Origin of the sequence: Pseudomonas sp. S11P7 (genome assembly GCF_023195435.1) — a bacterium.
Classification (GTDB): Bacteria; Pseudomonadota; Gammaproteobacteria; order Pseudomonadales; family Pseudomonadaceae; genus Aquipseudomonas; species Aquipseudomonas fluorescens_G.
The window spans coordinates 5,949,914-5,971,014 of the sequence record NZ_JALPKS020000002.1; the positions used below are offsets into that span (position 1 = coordinate 5,949,914).

Here is a 21,101-nt window from a genome sequence, read left to right on the forward strand (position 1 = left end):
GGACGCGACCAATGAGCGATTCCCAGCACACCCACAAGCCCGGCGACGGCCACGATCACAGTCATAAATTGCAGCCTGTGCACAAACATGAGCACGGCGGCGATTCCTGCTGCGCTTCGAAAGCTGCGCCGGCCCCGGTTCATTCGCACGCAGATGCCTGCTGCTCGTCGCAAGCCGCCGCGCCTGCCTTGGTGCAACTGAGCGAAAAGACCAGCGCCGATGCGCAACTGAGCAGCTTCCGCATCGAGGCGATGGACTGCCCGACCGAGCAGACGCTGATCCAGAACAAGCTGGGCAAACTGCCCGGCATTGAGCAGCTGGAATTCAACCTGATCAACCGCGTGCTCGGCGTCACCCACAGCTTGCCGGACACCGCGCCGATCGTGGACGCAATCAAGTCGATTGGCATGCACGCCGAGCCACTTGAGGCGGGTGTCGAAGCGCCGGCTCCGGCGCCGGTTAAAAAGCATTGGTGGCCGCTGGCGCTGTCCGGGGTCGCGGCGCTGGCTGCCGAAGTCATCCACTTCACTGATGCCGCGCCGACCTGGGTAGTGGCGATCATTGCACTGGTCTCGATCCTCAGCGGCGGCCTCGGTACGTACAAAAAGGGCTGGATTGCCCTGAAAAACTTCAACCTCAACATCAACGCGCTGATGAGCATCGCCGTGACCGGCGCGATCCTCATCGGCCAGTGGCCGGAAGCGGCGATGGTGATGTTCCTCTTCACCGTTGCCGAACTGATCGAAGCGCGTTCGCTGGACCGGGCCCGGAATGCGATCAGTGGGTTGATGCAGATGACCCCGGAACAGGCCACGGTATTGCAGGCGGACGGAAACTGGGTCGAACAAGAGGTGAAAAGCGTCGAACTCGGCGCCCGCGTGCGGGTGAAGCCGGGCGAGCGCATCGCGCTGGACGGTGAGGTGGTCAGCGGCAACTCAACGATTGATCAGGCACCGATCACCGGTGAAAGCCTGCCGGTGGAAAAAACCGTCGGTGACAAAGTCTTCGCCGGCACTATCAACCAGGCCGGTTCGCTGGAATACACGGTCAGCGCGGCGGCGAACAACTCGACCCTGGCGCGGATCATCCATGCCGTCGAACAGGCCCAGGGTGCCCGTGCACCAACCCAGCGTTTCGTCGATCAATTCTCGAAAATCTACACCCCGGCAGTGTTCGTGTTTGCCCTTGCCGTGGCGATCATCCCGCCGCTGTTCATGGGCGCCGTGTGGTTCGACTGGATCTATCGCGCCCTGGTGCTGCTGGTGGTTGCATGCCCGTGTGCGCTGGTGATTTCCACCCCGGTGACCATCGTCAGCGGCCTCGCTGCGGCGGCGCGCAAAGGTATTCTGGTCAAGGGCGGCGTGTACCTGGAGGGCGGTTTCAAGCTCGATTATCTGGCGCTGGATAAAACCGGAACGATCACCCACGGCAAACCGGTGCAGACCGATTACCTGTGCCTGGAGGCCACTGCCGAGAGCACCGCGCCGGCCATCGCCGCCGCCTTGGCCCGGCGTTCCGATCACCCGGTATCGCTGGCTATCGCCAGTGCCGCTGTGGATAAAGACCTCGCCGCGCCGATTGTGGATAACTTCGAAGCGCTCGGCGGGCGCGGCGTCAAAGGCCAGATCAATGGCCAGACCTATCACTTGGGCAACCATCGGCTGGTTGAAGACCTGGGCCTGTGCTCGCCGCAACTGGAAGAAAAACTGTTCGCGCTGGAGAAGCAGGGCAAGTCCGTAGTGTTGCTGCTCGACAGTTCTGGCCCGCTGGCGCTGTTCGCCGTGGCCGACACGGTCAAGGAAAGCAGCCGCGAGGCGATTCGTCAGTTGCATGAACTCGGGGTGAAAACCCTGATGCTCACCGGCGACAACGTGCACACGGCCGAGGCGATTGCTGCACAGGTCGGTATCGACGAAGCCCGAGGCGATCTGCTGCCGACCGATAAACTGCAAGCCATCGAAGATCTGTATAAAAAAGGCCACCGTGTCGGCATGGTCGGCGACGGCATCAATGACGCGCCGGCACTGGCTCGCGCCGAGATCGGTTTTGCCATGGCCGCTGCCGGTACCGACACTGCGATCGAAACCGCCGATGTTGCTCTGATGGACGACGATCTGCGCAAGATCCCGGCGTTCATCAGCCTCTCGCGCAACACCGCCAGCATTCTGAAACAGAACATCGCCCTGGCCTTGGTGATCAAGGCTATCTTTCTTGGGGTAACCTTCGCCGGGCTCGCCACCATGTGGATGGCGGTGTTCGCCGACATGGGCGTGAGTCTGTTGGTGGTGTTCAACGGTTTGCGCCTGCTGCGCAAGTAAGTGATGAGGATGGGTTGTGCTGAGTGCCGAGCTGAAAGCGTTTTACATGGTCGCCCGCCTGGGCAGCATCACGCTGGCGGCGAAGAAACTCGGTCTCAGCCAACCGACCGTGACCACGCAGATTCGCAATCTGGAAAGCCAGTATTCGGTGGAACTGTTCTACCGCGGGGGTCGGCGTCTGAGCGTCAGTGACGAGGGTGCGCGGTTGCTGCCGATGGTCAAGACGCTGTTGCAGCAGGAAGCCGATATCGAGTTCTTCCTGCGCAACAGCGGCCAGGTGCAAGGCACGTTACGCATCGCCGCGACGGCACCGTATTACATCCTCGATCTGGTAAAGACCTTTCGCGAACGCTTGCCGCAGGTGGAAGTGTCGGTGGAAATCGGCAACTCGCAGCAAGTGCTCGAAGCGCTGGAGGATTACCGGGTGGATATCGCCGCGTCATCGCAGCTGCTGGATGATGCGCGGCTGATTCGCCGGGTGCTCGGCACCGATCCGCTGGTGCTGGCGGTGCATCGCAACCATCCATTGGCGACGCAGACGCATGTGGCGTTGGCGGCGCTGGCCGGGCACACCTTATTGATGCGTGAGTCCGGCTCGACCACACGACGCCTGACCGAAGAGTTGCTGGCCAGTGCCGGCGTGAGCTTCGGGCCGTTGCTGGAGATCGGCAGCCGCGAGTCGATCCGCGAGGCGGTGCTGCGCAACATCGGCATCAGCATCATCGCCCGCCAGGAAGTGCCGCACGATCCGCAGTTGCGTGTGCTGAGCATCGAGAATGCACCGCAGATTCCGGAGTACCTGTATTGCCTCAAAGAGAGGAAGGGTGCGCGATTGCCGGCGGCGTTTCTCGGCTTGGCCCAGGAAATGTCCCCGCGTAATGATCGTTCCCACGCGCAGCAAAGGAATGCAGCCCGGGACGCTCTGCGTCCCAAAGGCCGAACGCGGAGCGTCCGTTGAGGCATTCCCACGCGGAGCGTGGGAACGATCTGTTGGTCGGCGGTGAACCAAAATCCCCGAATGTCACTATCGGCGCTTTTTGCCTCACTGCCACATGACGGACGCATTACAACCCTAGGATTGGCTTCATCCGTTTGATGAGGCCTGTCCATGAATCCTGCCATCGCAACTGCCCTGACCAATCCCGGCGCGCCGATGAAAGTGCGCGGCGTGCAGAAGCGCTTCGGCGCGTTCACCGCGCTGGATAACGTCTCGCTTGATGTCGCCGCTGGTGAACTGGTGTGCCTGCTCGGCCCGTCGGGCTGTGGCAAGACCACGCTGTTGCGCTGCATCGCCGGGCTGGAGAAGCAGGACAGCGGGGAGTTGTACCTCGGCGACCGCGACGTCTCGCACCTCGCCCCGCAAGCGCGGGACTACGGAATTCTGTTCCAGTCCTACGCGCTGTTCCCCAATCTGACCGTCGAAGCGAACATCGCCTACGGCCTCGCCGGCAGCGGTCGCGACGAAGTACGCCGCCGCGTCGGGCAGATGCTTGAGCTGGTCGGCCTCACCGGCAGCGAGAAAAAGTACCCCGGCCAATTGTCTGGCGGCCAACAACAGCGTGTTGCGCTGGCCCGCGCGCTGGCGCCGGCACCGTCGCTGTTGTTGCTCGATGAGCCGATGTCGGCCCTCGACGCTCGCGTTCGTGAGCATCTGTGCACCGAGTTGCGCCAACTGCAGCGCAACCTCGGCATCACCACCCTGATGGTCACGCACAACCAGGACGAAGCCATGCTGATGGCCGACCGCATCGCCGTGATGAACAACGGCCGCGTTGAGCAATACGCTACTCCGCAGGAGATCTACAACCGTCCGGCCACGCCGTTCGTGGCCGAGTTTGTCGGTCAGGGCAACTGGCTGCCGTTCCAGCGCAGCAGCGACAGTCATGCCCAGGTCGGCGGAATGAGTCTGCGTCTGGCCGATGGCAGCGTGCAGAGCGCCTCGGGTCGACTGTTCTGCCGCCCGGAGGCGATCAACGTCAATCCGCCGGTGCACGAAGAAAACCTGTTCCCGGCCAAGGTCCGCGAGATCACCTTTCTCGGCAACCGCTGCCGCATGAGCTTTGAACTCGATCAATTGCCCGGCCATGCGCTGCTTGCCGAACTGGCACCGGAAGCCATGCCGCGTCTAGGCGCCCAGCAGATCATGGTCGCCTTGCCGCCGCGCAGCCTGCAGGTGTTTGCCTGATGAGCGCCGGGATTGCCTTGCCCTTGCCGACCAAGCAGGTACGGCAGACTTCCCGTGCCGAAATCGGCGATCGGATCTTTGTCGTCGGCGGCAAAATCCTCTTGCTGCTGTTGCTCGGCGTCGCGGTACTGCTGCCCTTGCTGGCAATCTTCTGGCGCGGCTTCAGCGGTGAGGCCGGGCAGGGCGGTGGTTTGCTCGCGGCGAAAGAGTTGGTAACCAGCGCGAATTTCCACTGGCTGCTCGGCAACAGCCTGAAGGTTTCCCTCAGCGTCGCGGCGATTGTCGTACCGCTGGCCTACCTGTTTGCCTTCGCGTTGCAACGCACGCTGATCCCAGCGAAGGGCATCTGGCGCGGCATTTCTTTGCTGCCACTGATGGCGCCGTCGATGCTGCCGGGGATTGCGCTGGTCTATCTGTTCGGTAACCAAGGCATGCTGCGCGGGCTGCTCTCGGACAACATCTACGGATTCTGGGGCATCGTGCTCGGCGAGGTGATTTACACCTTCCCGCATGCGCTGATGATTCTGCTGTCGGCACTGTCGCTGGCCGATGCGCGCCTGTTCGACGCCGCATCGAGCATGGGCGCCAGCCGGGCCAAGGCGTTCCGCAGCATCACCTGGCCGGCGACTCGGCAGGCAGTGTTCGCCGCGTTCTGTCTGGTATTCACCCTGACCATCACCGATTTCGGTGTGCCGGTGGTGGTCGGTGGTGATTATCAAGTGCTGGCGTTGGAGGCCTACAAAGCTGTGGTCGGCCAACAGCAATTCGGGCGCGGCGCGTTGATCGGCATGGTGTTGCTGTTGCCGGCGCTGTTCAGCTTCGCCGTCGATGCCTGGCTGCGGCGTCGGCATGGCGACTCCATGAGCGGTCGCGCGCAGGTGTTCAAACCGGCGCCGTCGACACTGCGCGACGGCTGCTATCTGGCGATTGTCGTGCTGATCAGCGCCGCATTGATCCTGGTGTTCGGCATGGCGGTGTTCTCATCCTTGGTGAAGTTCTGGCCGTACAACCTGTCGCTGTCGCTCAACCATTACCAGTTCAACGAGACCGCTGGCGGTGGCTGGCTGGCCTACGGCAACAGCTTGAAGATGGCGCTGGGTACGGCGCTGATTGGCAGTGTGCTGATTTTTACCGGCGCCTATCTGATGGAGAAAACCCGCACCCAGCGCGGTTTGAACCTGGCTTTGCGCATGCTCAGCTTCGTGCCAATGGCCGTACCGGGGCTGGTACTTGGCCTGGGTTACGTTTTCTTCTTCAACCTCAGCGGCAACCCACTGCATGTGCTCTACGGGACGATGACGCTGCTGATCATCTGCACCATTGCGCATTATCTGACCACCGCGCAAATGACCGCGACCACCGCGCTGCGCCAGCTCGATGCCGAGTTTGAAGCGGCGGCGCTGTCGCTCAAAGCACCGCTGTATCGGCATTACCTGCGCGTGACCGCACCGATTTGCCTGCCGGCGCTGCTGGACATCGTGCGTTACCTGTTCGTCTCGGCGATGACCACGGTGTCGGCGGCAATCTTTCTCTACAGCCCCGACACCATTCTCGCGGCGGTCGCGGTGCTGAACATGGATGACGCCGGCAACGTCGGCGGCGCGGCGGCGATGTCGACCCTGATTCTGTTCACCTCGGCGGGCGTGTCCTTGCTGCTGGCGTGGGCTTCGCGCGGCTTGCTGCGCCGTTCCCAGGCCTGGCGGCAAACCGCGCCCGGTCACTGATTCAACTCACTTACAGGAAACCGATCATGTTCAAGCCTATGGCCCTGGCCGCTGCTGTGCTCGCTACTTTCAGCCTGAATGCCTTCGCGGCGAAAACCGAGTTGACGGTGTACACCGCCCTCGAAGCCGAGCAGTTGAAGTCCTACAAGGAAGCGTTCGAGAAAGCCAACCCGGACGTCGAGATCAAATGGGTACGTGACTCCACCGGGATCATCACCGCCAAACTCCTCGCCGAGAAGGCGCGGCCGCAGGCTGACGCGGTGTGGGGCCTGGCCGCTTCCAGTCTGGCGATCCTCGATCAACAAGGCATGCTGCAAAGCTACGCGCCGAAGGACCTCGGCAAGATCGGCGCAAACTACCGCGACGCCGCCAACCCGCCAGCGTGGGTCGGCATGGACGTCTGGGCGGCGACCATTTGCTTCAACACGGTCGAGGCCGAAAAACAGGGTTTGACCAAGCCAGTGAGCTGGCAGGACCTGACCAAGCCTGAGTACAAGGGCAAGATCGTTATGCCTAACCCGGCGTCGTCCGGCACCGGTTTCCTCGACGTCAGCGCCTGGCTGCAAACCTTCGGCGAGAAGCAGGGCTGGGCGTATATGGACGGCCTGCACCAGAACATCGGCCAGTACGTTCACTCCGGTTCCAAGCCGTGCAAACTGGCGGCGGCGGGGGAATTCCCGATCGGCATTTCCTTTGAATACCCGGCCGTTCAGCTCAAGCGCCAGGGCGCGCCGCTGGACATCATCCTGCCGAAGGAAGGCCTGGGTTGGGAGATCGAAGCGACAGCCGTAATCAAAGGCACGCCGCACGAAGAGGCGGCAAAGAAACTCGCCGATTTCTCCGCCAGCGCCGAGGCGATGGATTTGTACAAAGAGAACTTCGCCGTGCTTGCCCAACCAGGGATCGCCAAACCGCAGACCGAGCTGCCCGCCGATTACGAGCAGCGTCTGATCAAGAACGACTTCGCCTGGGCCTCGAAGAATCGCGACGAGATCCTCACCGAGTGGCGCAAGCGCTATGACGGCAAGTCCGAGAAAGTCGCTGCCAAGTAAATATTCTCAAGCTGCCAGGGCTGGCCCGCGCCAGTAGTCCTGAACCTGATCGTTCCCACGCTCCGCGTGGGAATGAATCCCGTGACGCTCTGCGTCACAAAGGACGCGGAGCGTCCTCGGCTGCATGCCCACGCAGAGCGTGGGCACGATCATTGAGGTAGCGATATGACACACCACAAAGACCTGCTCATCGTCGGCGCCGGCATCCTCGGCCTGTCCCACGCCTACGCGGCGGCCAAGCGCGGACTCAAAGTTGCCGTGTTTGAACGCACCGCCACGCCCCTCGGCGCCTCGGTGCGCAACTTCGGCCAGGCGCTGGTCACCGGCCAGCCGCCCGGCACCATGCTGGAACTGGCCAAGGCCAGCCGCGAGATCTGGGGCGACTGGGCGCAACTCGGCGGTCTGCAGATCAAGCGCAACGGCTCATACCTGTTCGCCCGCAGCGAAGCCGAAGAACAGCTGCTCGAAGCGTTCTGTGCCGGTCGTGCGCAGGAACACGGCTACAACGTCGAGCTGCTGCGCGGTGCCGCGTTGCGCGATCTGTATGGCGGTCAATTCAGCCATCACCGCGCCGCGTTGCATGGCCGGGATGATCAACAGCTGTATTCGCGCGAAGCGATTCCGGCGCTGATTGACTACCTGCGCCGCGACCTCGGCGTGAAGTTCCACTTCTCCAGCCTGGTACGCGACGTCGAGCCAGGGCGGCTGCACAGCACCGCCGGCAGCTTTACCGCGCCGCAGATCATCGTCTGCTCCGGCCACGATTATCAGACCTTGCTCGCCGAGCCGATTGCTGCGCTCGAACCGCAGGTCTGTCGCCTGCAGATGCTGCGCGCCAAACCGCACAGTGAGCTGAACCTGCAACACGCCTTGCTCACCGGGCTGAGCTGCGTGCACTACGGCGCCTTCGCCGATCTGCCCGAAGCGGCGGCGGTGCAGGCGCAGATCCTGCGCGAGCAACCGCACCTGCACGACAACGGCATCCACCTGCTGATCAGCCCGACGCCGCATGGCGAACTGATCATCGGCGACTCGCACCATTACGGCAGCGATCCGTCACCGTTCAATGCCGAACAAGTGGATAACTGGATGCTCGAACTGGCCGAACAGACCCTCGGTTGCAAGGTGCAGGTAGTCGAGCGCTGGCAGGGCGTCTATGGTGCTCGCGGGCCGGGGCCGTTCTCATTCCTGCGCCCGGCACCGGGTTTGAGCGTGGCGCTGATGCACACCGGCGTCGGCATGAGCGTCGGCCCGGCCATGGCCGAGCGCAACATTGCGCAGTTGCTGGAGGAGGCATGAATCCGGAACAAGTGGTGGCGCGGGTGTTCGGCTTGTATGAGCGTTTCGGCGCCAGTGATTACATCGGTGAACCGGTGTCGCAGCTCGAGCACATGTCGCAGGCCGCCGAGCTGGCCATGGCTGAGCGCTGCGATGATGAAGTGGTGCTCGCGGCGTTCTTCCACGACATCGGCCATTTGTGCGCCGAGGGCGCGCAGAACATGGGTGGCTATGGCGTGGTCAGCCATGAACGGCTGGGTGCGGATTATCTGCGTGAGGCGGGTTTCAGTGAGCGGCTGGCGCGGCTGGTGGAGTATCACGTTCAGGCCAAGCGTTATCTGACGCTGCGCGAACCGGGGTATTTCGAGCGCTTGAGTGAGGCGAGTCGGCGCACGCTGGCGTATCAGGGCGGGGTGATGACGGAGGCCGAGGCGCGGGCGTTTGAGCGGGATCCGCTGTGTGCGCTCAGCCTGCGGATGCGCCAGTGGGATGAATTGGCGAAGGAGGTGGCGGTGCCGGTGATTGATTTGGGTGTGCTGAAAGAGAAAGCAGCGCGGTTATTGGCTGCTTAGGTCTTGGAACCGGGTTGCTGCCATCGCTGGCAAGCCAGCTCCCACAGGTTTTTCGGTGAATACAATTTTCGTGATCAGCCGAGATCCCTGTGGGAGCTGGCTTGCCAGCGATGGGGCCAGGCCAGGCACTAGAGCTCTTTGGCTAACGACTCAACCTGCTCCTGCCTTTCCGCCTGATTCAGCTTCGGATGCGGATTGAGCGACGACCACGGCGGATGCGCCCGGGCCTTGTTCAAGGCTTCAGGCAATTTGCCTTCGCGCCAGGTTTTATCCACAGGTGTTGCAACCTGAACCGCGTCCATCGCCGCATGCCCTCGTTGATCCAGCGCCAGCACCAACTGCCGCTGCCGCAACGCCAACAACCGCAACACGCCATCATCCACGGTCAATTCCCGCTGACCCTTGATCTTGCCAAGCAAGCGGCTGCCATAACTGCGCGCCGTTTGCAGGGCGCCGCCGGCGATCGCCCCGGCCAAGGCCGCTGCGCCGAGGGTGATGCCGCCAACCAGCAGATCGACGCCAGCCCCGGCGGCCGCGCCTGCTGCGATGCCGCCGCCGACCCGTACGCCGAGCTGTTTCAAGGTTTCCGGATTGAACAAATCATCGCCCCAACGCCCGTCGAGCAACGGCAAATCACTGGCCGCCGCGTCCTGTGGGCGGAACGCGTAGAGTTTGAGCAGCGCTTCGACGCATTTCTGCTCACGCTGCCGCACCGCTTTGCGCAATTCGCTGATCGCCTGCTGTTCCTGTTCGGCCTCGCTGATCACGCTGCGTCGGCAGGCGGCGCAGTCAATCAACAATTCGGCAATCAAGCGTGCCGCACTCTGCTGACGGGCGAGGCGCTGGGCCTGTTGATCGGCGATCAATCGCTCGAGTTGCGGGCGGGCGGTTTCCAGCAACAACGCCAGGCTTTCATACAAGCGCCGCTCGCCATCCTCCGGCGGCGCCACGCTGTCGAAACGCACCAGTGCATGCAGACCAAGGCGTGCCAGCGCTTCACGCCAATCGGGTTCGCGATGGTTGGCGCTGCTGACGAAATTCAGCACCGGCAGCAGCGGTTTGCCGCAACTGGCGAGCACTTCCAGTTCGTCGCGATATTTGGCCAATACCGGTTCGCGGGCATCGATCACGTACAGGCCGGCATCAGAGGCGAGCAGTTGTCGCAGCACCTTGGCTTCCTGCTCGAAACGCTGGCGTGCCTCGCTGCCCTCGAGGAACCGCGCCAGCCGCGCCGGGCCGTCGAGGCGTTCGCCGGGGCGTTCCAGGCGTTCGAGAAAATCCAGCAGGGCGATGGCGTCTTCCAATCCCGGCGTGTCGTAGAGGTCGAGCAGCGGCTCGCCGTCCACCGACAACCGTGCGCCTTCGACATGTCGTGTGGTGCTCGGGCGATGGGAGACTTCGCCGAAGCCGACATCGCGGGTCAGCGTGCGCAGCAGTGAGGTCTTGCCGACGTTGGTGTGGCCGACCACCGCGAGTTTCAGCGGCGCTTTGCGCAGATCAATCATGGCCCGTCTCCAGCCAGTTCAGCGGCGCGCAGTCGGCGAAGGGCAGCTCGAGCTGTTGCAGAGCGATATGCCAGTCACCCAAGCGATCAGCATCCAGCGCTTCGCCGGGCGGCGCTTGCAGCAGCCAGACGCGGGTGGCGCCGGCATTGCGCGCCAGTTCGGCGATCAGCGCGAGGCTGCCGCGATCCGGCGAGCGCCGTGGATCACAGGCAATCGCCAGGCGTGCCGGGGGAAAACGGCTGAGTTGTTCGAGCAGCTTGTGCCGCGACTCGCGGCTGTCGAGGATGCCGGCGTTGCTGACGTTTTTCGGTAACGCGGGCGGCCAGGGGCGTTGTTCGTCGAGTTCGATGGCGACCAGCAACGCGCCTTCGCTGGCGAGTTTGTCGACGCTGCTTTCGACGCGGTGCAGTTGCGCCGGCTCAGGATCGTTGACGCCGAGGCGTTCGCTGGTCGGCATCAGCCGCTCGCGCAATTGCGCGTAGCCGGGTAGGTTGAGGTCCAGACGCAGCGCGGCTTTACCGCAGTTCCAGCGCCAGAAGCACAGCAGCGTCAACAGCAGGCGCGGCAGCACGCCGTAAACCACCAGCACGCCGACCAGCCATGTGGCCCAGGCTTGCCGGGCGCTTTCGATATCCAGCGCGGCGTCGCCGCTGGCGCGAATCATTTCCACCGTTGGCACAGTGAAGCCGAGCAGCGCCGGCAAGCTGCCCAAGGACCGGGTCATGTGGATAAACGTTTCGGCGCTGAGAATCGTGGTTTCCCAGACGAAGCCGTAGCGTCGGGTCGCCATCAGCATCAGCAGTACGATCAAGGCGCTGAGCATGGCCAGCAACCACAAACCGTTGACCAGCGTGCCGAGTGCCCAGCGATTGAGTTTGCGGCGTTGCAGCAGCAACAGCAGTGCCGGCGCCAGTTGCGCGGCTTTGGCGTCGCGGGCGAGTTTTTCGCTGAGCCACAGCCACACGCGGCCCAGCGTCGCTCCGTGTTCACCGGCAAACACCAGGCCCAGCGCCCAGCTCAGCAGCAGAATCAGGTTCAGCCCGAGCAGGCTGCCCAAGGCCCAGAAGACGTTGACCGGGGTTTGCCCCAGTGCGGCGAAGGCCAGCCCGGCGCCGCTCAACACGGCGAACAGGCTCAGCAGCACCAGCGCCAGACGAGCGCCTTGCAGCCAGTGCCTTAGTGCCGGCGTCAGCCCGTCGCGGTCGGCCAGCCATCGCGCGCGGCGCTGAATACGGCTCGGCAGATCACCGCCACCGGTGCGCGCCAGACGATTGGCTTCCAGATCATCCAGGGGGCCTGCGTGTTCTTCGCGCAGGCGGATGGTTTCGGTCAGCCAGAGGTTTTGCAGTGGAGTCAGTTCAGTCACGCGGCGTCCCGTCGCTTAAATGAGCGTTGAGCATAACCGCTGTGGCGCTTATCGGGGTAAGCGCGGCTCTGGTATCCTCGCCGGCATGACTAAATCACTGCCCCTCAGCCTGATCGCAGCCCTCGGTGAAAACCGCGTGATCGGCGTCGATAACAGCATGCCCTGGCACCTGCCGGGGGACTTCAAATATTTCAAGGCCATGACCCTCGGCAAGCCGATCATCATGGGCCGCAAGACCTGGGATTCGCTCGGTCGGCCGTTGCCGGGGCGCTTGAACATCGTCGTCAGCCGCCAGACCGACCTGTCGCTCGAAGGCGCCGAAGTGTATCCGTCGCTGGACGCCGCCGTGGCTCGCGCCGAGGAATGGGCGAAAGAGCAAGGCGTCGATGAGCTGATGCTGATTGGCGGCGCACAGTTGTATGCGCAAGGGCTGGCTCAAGCCGATCGTCTGTACCTGACCCGCGTTGCGCTGAGCCCGGGAGGGGATGCGTGGTTTCCGCAGTTTGATGTAAACCAGTGGACGCTGGTTTCCAACGTGGAAAACCCGGCGGTTGAAGATAAGCCGGCGTACAGCTTCGAAGTCTGGGAGCGCGCATAGATCGTTCCCACGCTCCGCGTGGGAATGCCTCAAGGGACGCTCTGCGTCCAAGTGACGCGGAGCGTCACGGGCTGCATTCCCACGCGGAGCGTGGGAACGACCATCTTGGCTTAAGCCTGAGCGAGTTCCGCATGCTCATCAGCATCCAGCAGCGCTTTATCGGTCTGCTGCATCACCTGGCTGGTAATCGCCCCCGCGGTGATCGAACCACTGACGTTCAACGCCGTACGCCCCATATCGATTAGCGGCTCAACCGAAATCAGCAGTGCCACCAGCGACACCGGCAACCCCATCGCCGGCAGCACGATCAGCGCGGCGAAAGTCGCGCCGCCACCAACACCGGCCACACCCGCCGAACTCAAGGTCACAATCGCCACCAGCGTCGCGATCCATAACGGATCCAGCGGGTTGATGCCCACGGTCGGTGCAACCATCACTGCCAGCATGGCCGGGTACAGGCCGGCACAACCGTTCTGGCCGATGGTCGCACCGAACGATGCAGCAAAACTCGCCACCGACGACGGAATGCCCAGGCGCCGGGTCTGCGCTTCGATGCTCAGCGGGATGGTCGCCGCGCTCGAACGGCTGGTGAAGGCGAACGTCAGCACCGGCCAGATCTTGCTGAAGAACCGCAGCGGGTTGATCCCGGCCGCCGACACCAGCAGGCCGTGAACCACGAACATCAGGCCCAGACCCAGGTACGACACCACGACGAAACTGCCGAGCTTGATGATGTCCTGCAGGTTGGAACCGGCAACCACTTTGGTCATCAGTGCCAGCACGCCGTACGGGGTCAGTTTCATCACCAGCCGCACCAGACGCATCACCCAGGCTTGCAGGGTGTCGATGGCGTTGATCACTTTTTGACCTTTCTCGACATCATCCTTGAGCAGTTGCAGCGCAGCCACGCCGAGGAACGCGGCGAAAATCACCACACTGATGATCGAGGTCGGCTTGGCTCGCGCCAGGTCGGCGAACGGGTTCTGCGGAATGAACGACAGCAGCAGTTGCGGCACATTCAGGTCGGCGACCTTGCCGGCGTAATCGTTCTGAATGGTTTGCAGGCGAGCCATTTCCTGCGTGCCGGCAACCAGCCCCTCGGCGGTGAGGCCGAACAGGTTGGTCAGGCCGATGCCGATCAGCGCGGCAATCGCCGTGGTGAACAGCAACGTGCCGATAGTCAGGAAGCTGATCTTGCCCAGCGACGAAGCGTTGTGCAGACGCGCCACCGCGCTGAGGATCGAGGCGAACACCAGCGGGATGACGATCATCTGCAGCAACTGCACGTAGCCGTTGCCGACCAGATCGAACCAGCCGATCGAGGCTTTCAGTACTGGATTACCGGCACCGTAAATCGTATGCAACGCCACGCCGAACGCCACGCCGAGCACCAGCGCCAGCAGGACTTTTTTCGCCAGGCTCCAGGTGGTGTGGCGGGTTTGCGCCAGACCGACGAGCAGGGCAAGGAACACCAGCAGGTTGAGAATCAACGGTAGATTCATGAGGACTCCAGAAAAGGCTGTGCCAACAGCCATCCGGGGCTGCTGCGAACCGGAAAGCCTAACAGCTTGATTTGCAATGATTTAATACCGAAATCACTGGGTGTCCGTCGTTTTTGGAATAAGCGCGTGTCGCTGTCGGCAATGCATCTGGCGCAATACGGACGTGTTCGGTCGCAGACAGGCGAGGGTTGTCACACTTATTTGTTAGCGTCGAACTCTTTCGATCGGGGAGTAGCGCTATGAGAATTGCACGCACGTTGTTGGCGGTGGCACTGGCGGCTGGCCTTGCCGGCCAGGCATTTGCGACGGATCTCAAGCATTGGCCGGCGGATCAGGCCAAGGCGCTGGACGCGATGATCGCCGCCAATGCCAACAAGGGTAATTACGCGGTGTTCGACATGGACAACACCAGTTACCGCTACGACCTCGAAGAGTCCTTGTTGCCGTTCATGGAAAACAGGGGCCTGATCACCCGCGACAAACTCGATCCGTCGCTGAAACTGATGCCGTTCAAGGACACCGCGGAGCACAAGGAGAGCCTGTTCAGTTACTACTATCGCCTCTGCGAAGTCGACGACATGGTCTGCTATCCGTGGGTGGCGCAAGTGTTTTCCGGCTTCACCCTCAAGGAGCTCAAGGGCTACGTCGATGAGCTGATGGCCTCGGGCAAACCGGTGCCGGCGACCTATTACGAAGGCGATGTGGTGAAGACGCTCGACGTCAATCCGCCGAAGATCTTCACCGGCCAGCAAGAGCTGTACAACAAGCTGATGGAAAACGGCATCGAGGTCTACGTGATGACCGCCGCCTCCGAGGAACTGGTGCGCATGGTCGCGGCAGACCCGAAGTACGGCTACAACGTCAAACCGCAGAACGTTATTGGCGTGACCACACTGTTGAAGAATCGTGAAACCAATGAACTGACCACCGCGCGTAAGCAGATTACAGCGGGCAAGTATGACGAGAAGGCCAACCTCGGTCTGGAGCTGACGCCCTACCTGTGGACCCCGGCGACGTGGATGGCCGGCAAGCACGCGGCGATCCTCACCTACATCGATGAATGGAAAAAACCGGTACTGGTCGGCGGCGACACCCCGACCAGCGACGGCTACATGCTGTTCCACGATGTCGACGTGGCCAAGGGCGGCATCCACTTGTGGATCAACCGCAAGGACAAGTACATGACGCAAATCAACGGCATGATGGCCAAGCACGCTGCGGCGCAGGCCAAGGAGGGGTTGCCGGTGACGGCGGATAAAAACTGGGTGATCGTCAAGCCTGAAGATATTCAATAAACGCAGCTGATAGCGGCAAGCGGCAAGCTACAAGCTACAAGCTGCAAGTAAGAGCAACGCAGCTCCTGCTTGCAGCTTGGTGCTTGCAGCTGTTTTAAATACCGTCGAGCATCGCTTTGTTGCGCACAGCGCCCTTGTCGGCGCTGGTCGCCAGCAGGGCGTAGGCCTTGAGCGCGGTGGTGACTTTGCGTGGACGTTGTTCGACCGGTTTCCAGCCTTTCTTGTCCTGCTCGGCGCGGCGTGCCGCCAGTTCTTCGTCGCTGACCAACAGGTTGATCGAGCGGTTCGGAATGTCGATCAACACTTTGTCGCCATCCTGTACCAGGCCGATCGCGCCGCCGGCGGCCGCTTCTGGCGAAGCATGGCCGATGGACAGGCCCGACGTGCCGCCGGAGAAACGGCCGTCAGTGAGCAATGCACAGGCTTTGCCCAGGCCTTTGGATTTCAGGTACGAAGTCGGGTAGAGCATTTCCTGCATGCCTGGGCCGCCTTTCGGGCCTTCGTAGCGAATGATGACGATGTCGCCTTCCTTCACTTCGTCAGCGAGGATGCCGCGCACGGCGCTGTCCTGGCTTTCGAAGATCTTCGCGTTGCCTTCGAAGACGTGGATCGACTCGTCGACACCCGCAGTTTTCACCACGCAACCATCCTGCGCGATGTTGCCGTACAGCACAGCGAGGCCGCCTTCTTTCGAGTAGGCGTGCTCGAAGCTGCGGATGCAGCCGTTTTCACGGTCGTCGTCCAGGGTTTCCCAACGGGTCGACTGACTGAACGCGGTCTGCGTCGGAATGCCTGCCGGGCCGGCCTTGAAGAAATGGTGCACCGCTTCGTCGCTGGTCTGGGTGATGTCCCACTTGGCGATGGCTTCTTCCATGCTGCGGCTGTGCACGGTCGGCAGGTCGGTGTGCAGCAGGCCGCCACGGGCCAGCGAACCGAGGATGCTGAAAATGCCGCCGGCGCGGTGCACGTCTTCCATGTGGTACTTCTGAATGTTCGGCGCAACCTTGCACAGCTGCGGAACGCTGCGCGAGAGGCGGTCGATGTCGCGCAGGTCGAAATCGATCTCGGCTTCCTGGGCGGCGGCGAGCAAGTGCAGGATGGTGTTGGTCGAACCGCCCATGGCGATGTCGAGCATCATCGCGTTCTCGAACGCCTTGAAGTTGGCGATGTTGCGCGGCAGCACCGAGTCGTCGTTCTCGCCGTAGTAACGCTTGCACAGCTCAACGATGGTACGGCCAGCCTGCAGGAACAGTTGCTCGCGGTCGCTGTGGGTGGCGAGGGTCGAACCGTTGCCCGGCAAGGCCAGGCCCAGTGCTTCGGTCAGGCAGTTCATAGAGTTGGCGGTGAACATGCCCGAGCACGAACCGCACGTCGGGCAGGCGCTGCGCTCGTACTCGGCGACTTTCTCGTCAGAGGCGCTGGAGTCGGCGGCGATCACCATGGCGTCGACCAGATCGAGGCCGTGGGAAGCGAGTTTGGTCTTGCCGGCTTCCATCGGGCCGCCGGAAACGAAGATCACCGGAATGTTCAGGCGCAACGCTGCCATCAACATGCCCGGGGTGATCTTGTCGCAGTTGGAGATGCAGACGATGGCGTCGGCGCAGTGGGCGTTGACCATGTACTCGACGGAGTCGGCGATGATCTCGCGGCTCGGCAGCGAATAGAGCATGCCGTCGTGGCCCATGGCGATGCCGTCATCCACGGCAATGGTGTTGAATTCCTTTGCCACACCGCCGGCACGTTCGATTTCGCGGGCGACCAGTTGGCCCAGATCCTTGAGATGCACGTGGCCCGGTACGAACTGGGTGAACGAGTTGGCAATGGCGATGATCGGCTTTTTGAAGTCGTCATCTTTCATCCCCGTGGCGCGCCACAGTGCGCGGGCGCCGGCCATGTTGCGGCCGTGGGTGGATGTTTTGGAACGATAATCTGGCATGGAACACTCCGGGCGGCTAATCAGGTGCTAATCAGGTGCTAAAGGGGAGTGAGCTTCTATGGACCTCTGCAACCCACGGAAATAGTCGTGCGTTACGCAAGTTGCCGATGACGTTGCGGGATCGCCGCTGGTCTCAGCCTGAGCTCATAAACCCGCCGGGGATGAATGGCGATGAATGAGGCGATTCTACACCGCTGGCGTCTGGAGGGAATGGCGCAACGCGTTGCGCCGTGCAGACGGTCGGTGTGGAATGACGACTGGCAGCTTCAATCGCCGCCGGGTTGTGCCACGGCATTGGCAGCAACGTGACTGGCGCGACGGTTGAGCCGATGGTTGAGCAGCAGCGCTATTGCGCTCAGCAGCACGAAGCAGTAACCCAGCGTCGTTTGCAGATTGCTCGGGCTGAGGCTGATCAACGCGCTGATCAGCCCGCCGCAAATGAAAATGATCGTGCTGCCCGCCGAAGCCGAGGTGCCGGCGTTTTCAGGAAACAGGCCCATGGCCCGGGATGTCGCGGCAGGCCGGGCAATGGTGGTGCCGGCGGTGCAGATCAGCATCGGGATCAGCACCGTGACCGGGGCCAGCGCATGCTCGGCGGCCAGATACAGCATTGCCAGCCCCGCGACCAATATCAGGCCGAGCCCGGTGAATATCTGCTGAACCGGGGTGATGCGCCGGTTCAGCAAGGCGGCAAGGATGCCGCCGACCACGTAGGCGGCACCGTACACCAGCAAGATCAAGGAGAAGTCATAGGGCGCGAGCTGCAGTTGATCCATGAAGATCAGCGGCGAGATCACGATGAAGGAAAAATGGCAGGCGAAGGCAAACGCCGAGATCAGCCAATAACCGACGAATTCGACATCTCCCAACACGCGGCGATAGGACCGAATGAAGCCGACCCGCGCACCACTGTCAGCCGGCCGGCTGTTTTGCAAAAACACCCAGGCCTTGACCAGCACCACGGCGGACAGCGCAATGAACACCCAGAAACTGCCGCGCCAGCCGAGCGTGGCCTGCAGAAAGGTGCCCGCCAGCGGCGACACCGAGATGAAAATCCCGGTGGCCGTGACCATCAGGATGCGCAGTCGGTCGCGCTCAGCCCCTTTGAACAGATCCTGCACCAGCGCCTGGGACAGCACGAAGCATCCGCAACCCACTGCTTGCATGACCCGGAACACCAGGAACAGGGTGTAATCACGGGTCATCACGCAGCCGGCTGCGCCGAGCATCGACACGCTCATGCCCGCCAGCAGCAAGCCCTTGCGCCCGATCACGTCTGACAAGGGGCCGATCAACAACTGGGCAAATGCAATGCCCACCGCAAACAGGCTGATCGACAGCGCAATGTCTGCCGGTGAACGGGCAAAGTGCACCGCCAATGCTGGAAATGAGGGCAGCAATACATCCAGCGGGAACACGCCAAGCAGCACCATCGCCAGTAACAGGCTCACCGCTGCGCGACGCTGCCCGGCGGTTACCACGGCTGTTACGTTATGCATCGATCAGTCCTGCCCTGGCAAAAAGTGTCCGGTTATGGGCCAGTGCAAAAAAACCGGCCTTGTGCAGTGCATCCAGCGTGGCGACGGCACCTGATCGCGCCCGTGCGCGATTGGCCTGCACGGTGGCCATGCCACTGACGATTTCCATCACGTCTGCCTCGGCAATGCCGGCGCCGCGAAGGCTCTGTTGCAGCCAGCGTTCGTCGGCCTCGAAAAAAATGCCGATGATTTCCAGCAGGGTTCTGCTCACGAAGGTGCGCTGGCGGCTGAGCATCGACAGCCACAAATAATGGAACACTTCGGCGAAATAACGACTATGGCGGGCCTCGTCGGTCAGATGATCGCGCAGCATGTCGCTGACGCTGGACACCAGGCTGTCGCGGCAAACGTCGAGCAGCTCGCGAGCAATGATGGTTTCGGAAACGAAACCGAGCAGAAACCATGCCAGTGGTCGATGCTTTTCCGGGGTGCGGGCGATCAAGGCGTTAAGGCGTGCGATGCGCTTCGGCAGGGCAGGACGCCCGGTGATGCCATAGAACCCGGCGATCTGCTCAGCCAGCCGATTGGAGAACAACGCGTGGTAGCCCTCGTCGGTGTAGAGCTGCAACGCCGCGTGTTTCATCGCCAGCGGCACGAAAACCGGCAGCTCGCGGTGCACGATCACTTCCACGGCGCGATTGACGATGCGGTGTTCGAGCAGGGTGGTGTAATCGAGAAAGTGCACCAGGTGGTTGGCGGACAATCGGTGCTGCACGTCGCGCCCTGCTGCCTGAACGGCCGGATGCGCCAGATAGGCAATGAAGGCCGGAGGAAACCAGTGACGGGTTTGCAGTTGCAGGGCCACGTCGTCCGGTAACAGGTAGTCGTGGGTGCTGCTGCGCACCGAGGCGCGGCTTTCCCAATCCTTGAGGGTGAACTTGAGTGCCCATGACACCGGCGCCTCATCCGGCTCGGCAGTCGTCAGGCTCATGCGTGGCCCTCGCTCAACAGTTCGTGCATCTCGTCGCACATCGCCTGGCCGTCACTGTGCCCGCAGCCGACGAAGAACAGCGGTTGTTCGGCGCTGTCCTCAAGAGCAAGCAGGGCTTCGACCTGCCGATCGGCAAACGCACCGGTCAGCCAGGTATTGAGGCCGAGCGCCGTAGCGACCAACTGGAAAGTCTGCGACAGATGGCCGGCTTCGACGAAGGCCATGCGATAGGCCCTTGAGTGTTCGTATTTCCACCAGAGCCAGTCAAAACGAGCGGTGATGAAAATACCCAATGGCAGGTCATTGATGAAATGCTGGCCAGCGAGCAATTGGCCCAGCGCGGGTTCTGGCAAAGGATTGACCGGGCTCAGCGAATGCTCGGCCGGGTGGTAGCTGTAGACGCCCGGATCCAGACCATCGACATTCTGTACCAGCAGAAAGGCTTGGCAGGCGTTCAGCCCGCCGGCGGAAGGGCTGCTTCGGCGGGCGCCGAGCCCGTGGGCGATGCTGTCGTCGCGGTCATGCTCGCGTTCTTCGAGATAACCGAAAGAGAGATAAAGCAGTGTACCGACATCATCCAGCGTGACCGCTGCGCCTGTGTAGGTGCGACAGGTTTTGCGTTGCAGCAGGGCGCGCGTCAGGCTCTCGTCTTTCAAGGCGCGAGGCCGGGGCAAGGCAATGCGTTGCGCAGCCTTGCATCCCGGACGATCTGTCGCCGGTGGCGGTGCGGCGAGCACTTCATTGCAATGCGCCAGATAGTGCCTGGACCACTCCTGGATATTCTGGGGCGTATGTTCACACGGAATATTTTGAGTGCCAATATGATAAATCTTCGACAATTCGTCCCAGCCCCAGGATAAGTTGTCGAGTTTTGAAATAGTTAGAATGCCTGCGTTTAATAGTTCTGTGTCTATGATGTTTTGCGGGTCGAAAAGTTTGGGGTTGTCGATCAGGTGCGCCAGGCGAATTGTATGGTCGAGACCAAGTTCATATTGGGTATGGTTTTTATAGTTCCATATAACCTGTCCGGAAGGGCGCGGCAATATGAAGAGAAAGGGATTGATGTGCATGGGGGCGATTCACTCTGGGTAAAGTCTAAAAGGACGCCGGGTTGCCGGCACTCCCCCGGCGTCCTGCCTTACTTAACGGGCTTTAGCGGCAACCAGAAAAGCCAGGTTTGCGAGTTTTTTACTTTCCAGAGAAATGCGTTTCATGATGTGAACTCCATGTTCATTGATAGTTGAAGTCACCTCGTGGTGACAACTTCATAATAGTTTGTAATGGATTATTGGCAAGCGGAT

The 21,101-nt window shown here is 61.9% G+C and carries 15 protein-coding genes and 1 pseudogene; 9 read left to right on the forward strand and 7 right to left on the reverse strand.

The window, feature by feature from the left end; all coding sequences use genetic code 11:
• Positions 1 to 11: 11 nt before the first annotated feature.
• The 7 genes and pseudogenes from M0746_RS27215 (at position 12) to M0746_RS27245 (ending at position 9,129) form a co-directional block, all read left to right on the forward strand.
• On the forward strand, positions 12 to 2,318 hold the full coding sequence (locus M0746_RS27215) for a heavy metal translocating P-type ATPase (protein ID WP_258451246.1): 2,307 nt from the start codon (positions 12 to 14) through the stop codon (positions 2,316 to 2,318).
• 16 nt (positions 2,319 to 2,334) lie between these two features.
• Positions 2,335 to 3,192, forward strand: a pseudogene (locus M0746_RS27220) (LysR family transcriptional regulator); the annotation flags it as partial.
• 234 nt (positions 3,193 to 3,426) lie between these two features.
• Positions 3,427 to 4,503: a putative 2-aminoethylphosphonate ABC transporter ATP-binding protein gene (locus M0746_RS27225; RefSeq protein ID WP_258451247.1), complete on the forward strand. Its 1,077-nt coding sequence runs from the start codon at positions 3,427 to 3,429 to the stop codon at positions 4,501 to 4,503.
• On the forward strand, positions 4,503 to 6,227 hold the full coding sequence (locus M0746_RS27230; RefSeq protein WP_258451248.1) for a putative 2-aminoethylphosphonate ABC transporter permease subunit: 1,725 nt from the start codon (positions 4,503 to 4,505) through the stop codon (positions 6,225 to 6,227). The genes M0746_RS27225 and M0746_RS27230 overlap by 1 nt, the downstream gene beginning before the upstream one ends.
• Before the next feature lie 26 nt (positions 6,228 to 6,253).
• Entirely contained in the window at positions 6,254 to 7,279 is a 1,026-nt protein-coding gene (locus tag M0746_RS27235) for a putative 2-aminoethylphosphonate ABC transporter substrate-binding protein (protein WP_007912988.1), read from the forward strand.
• A gap of 165 nt (positions 7,280 to 7,444) precedes the next feature.
• Positions 7,445 to 8,578 (forward strand): TIGR03364 family FAD-dependent oxidoreductase, encoded by a 1,134-nt coding sequence (locus M0746_RS27240; RefSeq protein ID WP_258451249.1) that lies wholly within the window; start codon positions 7,445 to 7,447, stop codon positions 8,576 to 8,578.
• Positions 8,575 to 9,129 carry a phosphonate degradation HD-domain oxygenase gene (locus M0746_RS27245; protein WP_258451250.1) on the forward strand — a complete coding sequence of 185 codons (555 nt, stop codon included), beginning with the start codon at positions 8,575 to 8,577 and terminating at the stop codon, positions 9,127 to 9,129. The genes M0746_RS27240 and M0746_RS27245 overlap by 4 nt, the downstream gene beginning before the upstream one ends.
• A gap of 128 nt (positions 9,130 to 9,257) precedes the next feature.
• On the opposite strand, the gene M0746_RS27250 is transcribed toward M0746_RS27245, so the two are convergent.
• Positions 9,258 to 10,634, reverse strand: a complete 1,377-nt coding sequence (locus M0746_RS27250) for a GTPase/DUF3482 domain-containing protein (protein WP_258451251.1) — start codon at positions 10,632 to 10,634, stop codon at positions 9,258 to 9,260.
• Positions 10,627 to 12,000, reverse strand: a complete 1,374-nt coding sequence (locus M0746_RS27255) for a DUF2868 domain-containing protein (RefSeq protein WP_258451252.1) — start codon at positions 11,998 to 12,000, stop codon at positions 10,627 to 10,629. Before M0746_RS27255 ends, M0746_RS27250 begins: the two co-directional genes overlap by 8 nt.
• An 85-nt stretch (positions 12,001 to 12,085) precedes the next feature.
• Here M0746_RS27255 and M0746_RS27260 point away from each other — a divergent pair, with 85 nt between their 5' ends.
• Positions 12,086 to 12,598, forward strand: coding sequence for a dihydrofolate reductase (locus M0746_RS27260; RefSeq protein WP_258451253.1), 513 nt, complete (start codon positions 12,086 to 12,088; stop codon positions 12,596 to 12,598).
• 110 nt (positions 12,599 to 12,708) lie between these two features.
• Here M0746_RS27260 and M0746_RS27265 read toward each other — a convergent pair whose 3' ends face one another.
• Positions 12,709 to 14,100, reverse strand: coding sequence for an L-cystine transporter (locus tag M0746_RS27265; RefSeq protein ID WP_258451254.1), 1,392 nt, complete (start codon positions 14,098 to 14,100; stop codon positions 12,709 to 12,711).
• A gap of 239 nt (positions 14,101 to 14,339) precedes the next feature.
• On the opposite strand from M0746_RS27265, the gene M0746_RS27270 reads away from it, so the two are divergent.
• Positions 14,340 to 15,395, forward strand: coding sequence for a haloacid dehalogenase-like hydrolase (locus M0746_RS27270; RefSeq protein ID WP_258451255.1), 1,056 nt, complete (start codon positions 14,340 to 14,342; stop codon positions 15,393 to 15,395).
• Between the two features lie 94 nt (positions 15,396 to 15,489).
• On the opposite strand, the gene ilvD is transcribed toward M0746_RS27270, so the two are convergent.
• The 4 genes from ilvD to M0746_RS27290 form a co-directional block, all read right to left on the reverse strand.
• The gene (gene ilvD, locus M0746_RS27275) at positions 15,490 to 17,331 is read right to left on the reverse strand and encodes a dihydroxy-acid dehydratase (protein WP_208939381.1); all 1,842 of its coding nucleotides are present in this window, start codon (positions 17,329 to 17,331) and stop codon (positions 15,490 to 15,492) included.
• Positions 17,332 to 17,597: 266 nt separating this feature from the next.
• A complete protein-coding gene (locus M0746_RS27280; protein ID WP_258451256.1) occupies positions 17,598 to 18,830 on the reverse strand; it encodes an MFS transporter in 1,233 nt (410 codons plus the stop codon).
• Positions 18,823 to 19,800: a diiron oxygenase gene (locus M0746_RS27285; RefSeq protein WP_258451257.1), complete on the reverse strand. Its 978-nt coding sequence runs from the start codon at positions 19,798 to 19,800 to the stop codon at positions 18,823 to 18,825. The genes M0746_RS27280 and M0746_RS27285 overlap by 8 nt, the downstream gene beginning before the upstream one ends.
• Entirely contained in the window at positions 19,797 to 20,870 is a 1,074-nt protein-coding gene (locus M0746_RS27290) for a SagB/ThcOx family dehydrogenase (RefSeq protein WP_258451258.1), read from the reverse strand. The genes M0746_RS27285 and M0746_RS27290 overlap by 4 nt, the downstream gene beginning before the upstream one ends.
• Positions 20,871 to 21,101 lie beyond the last annotated feature (231 nt).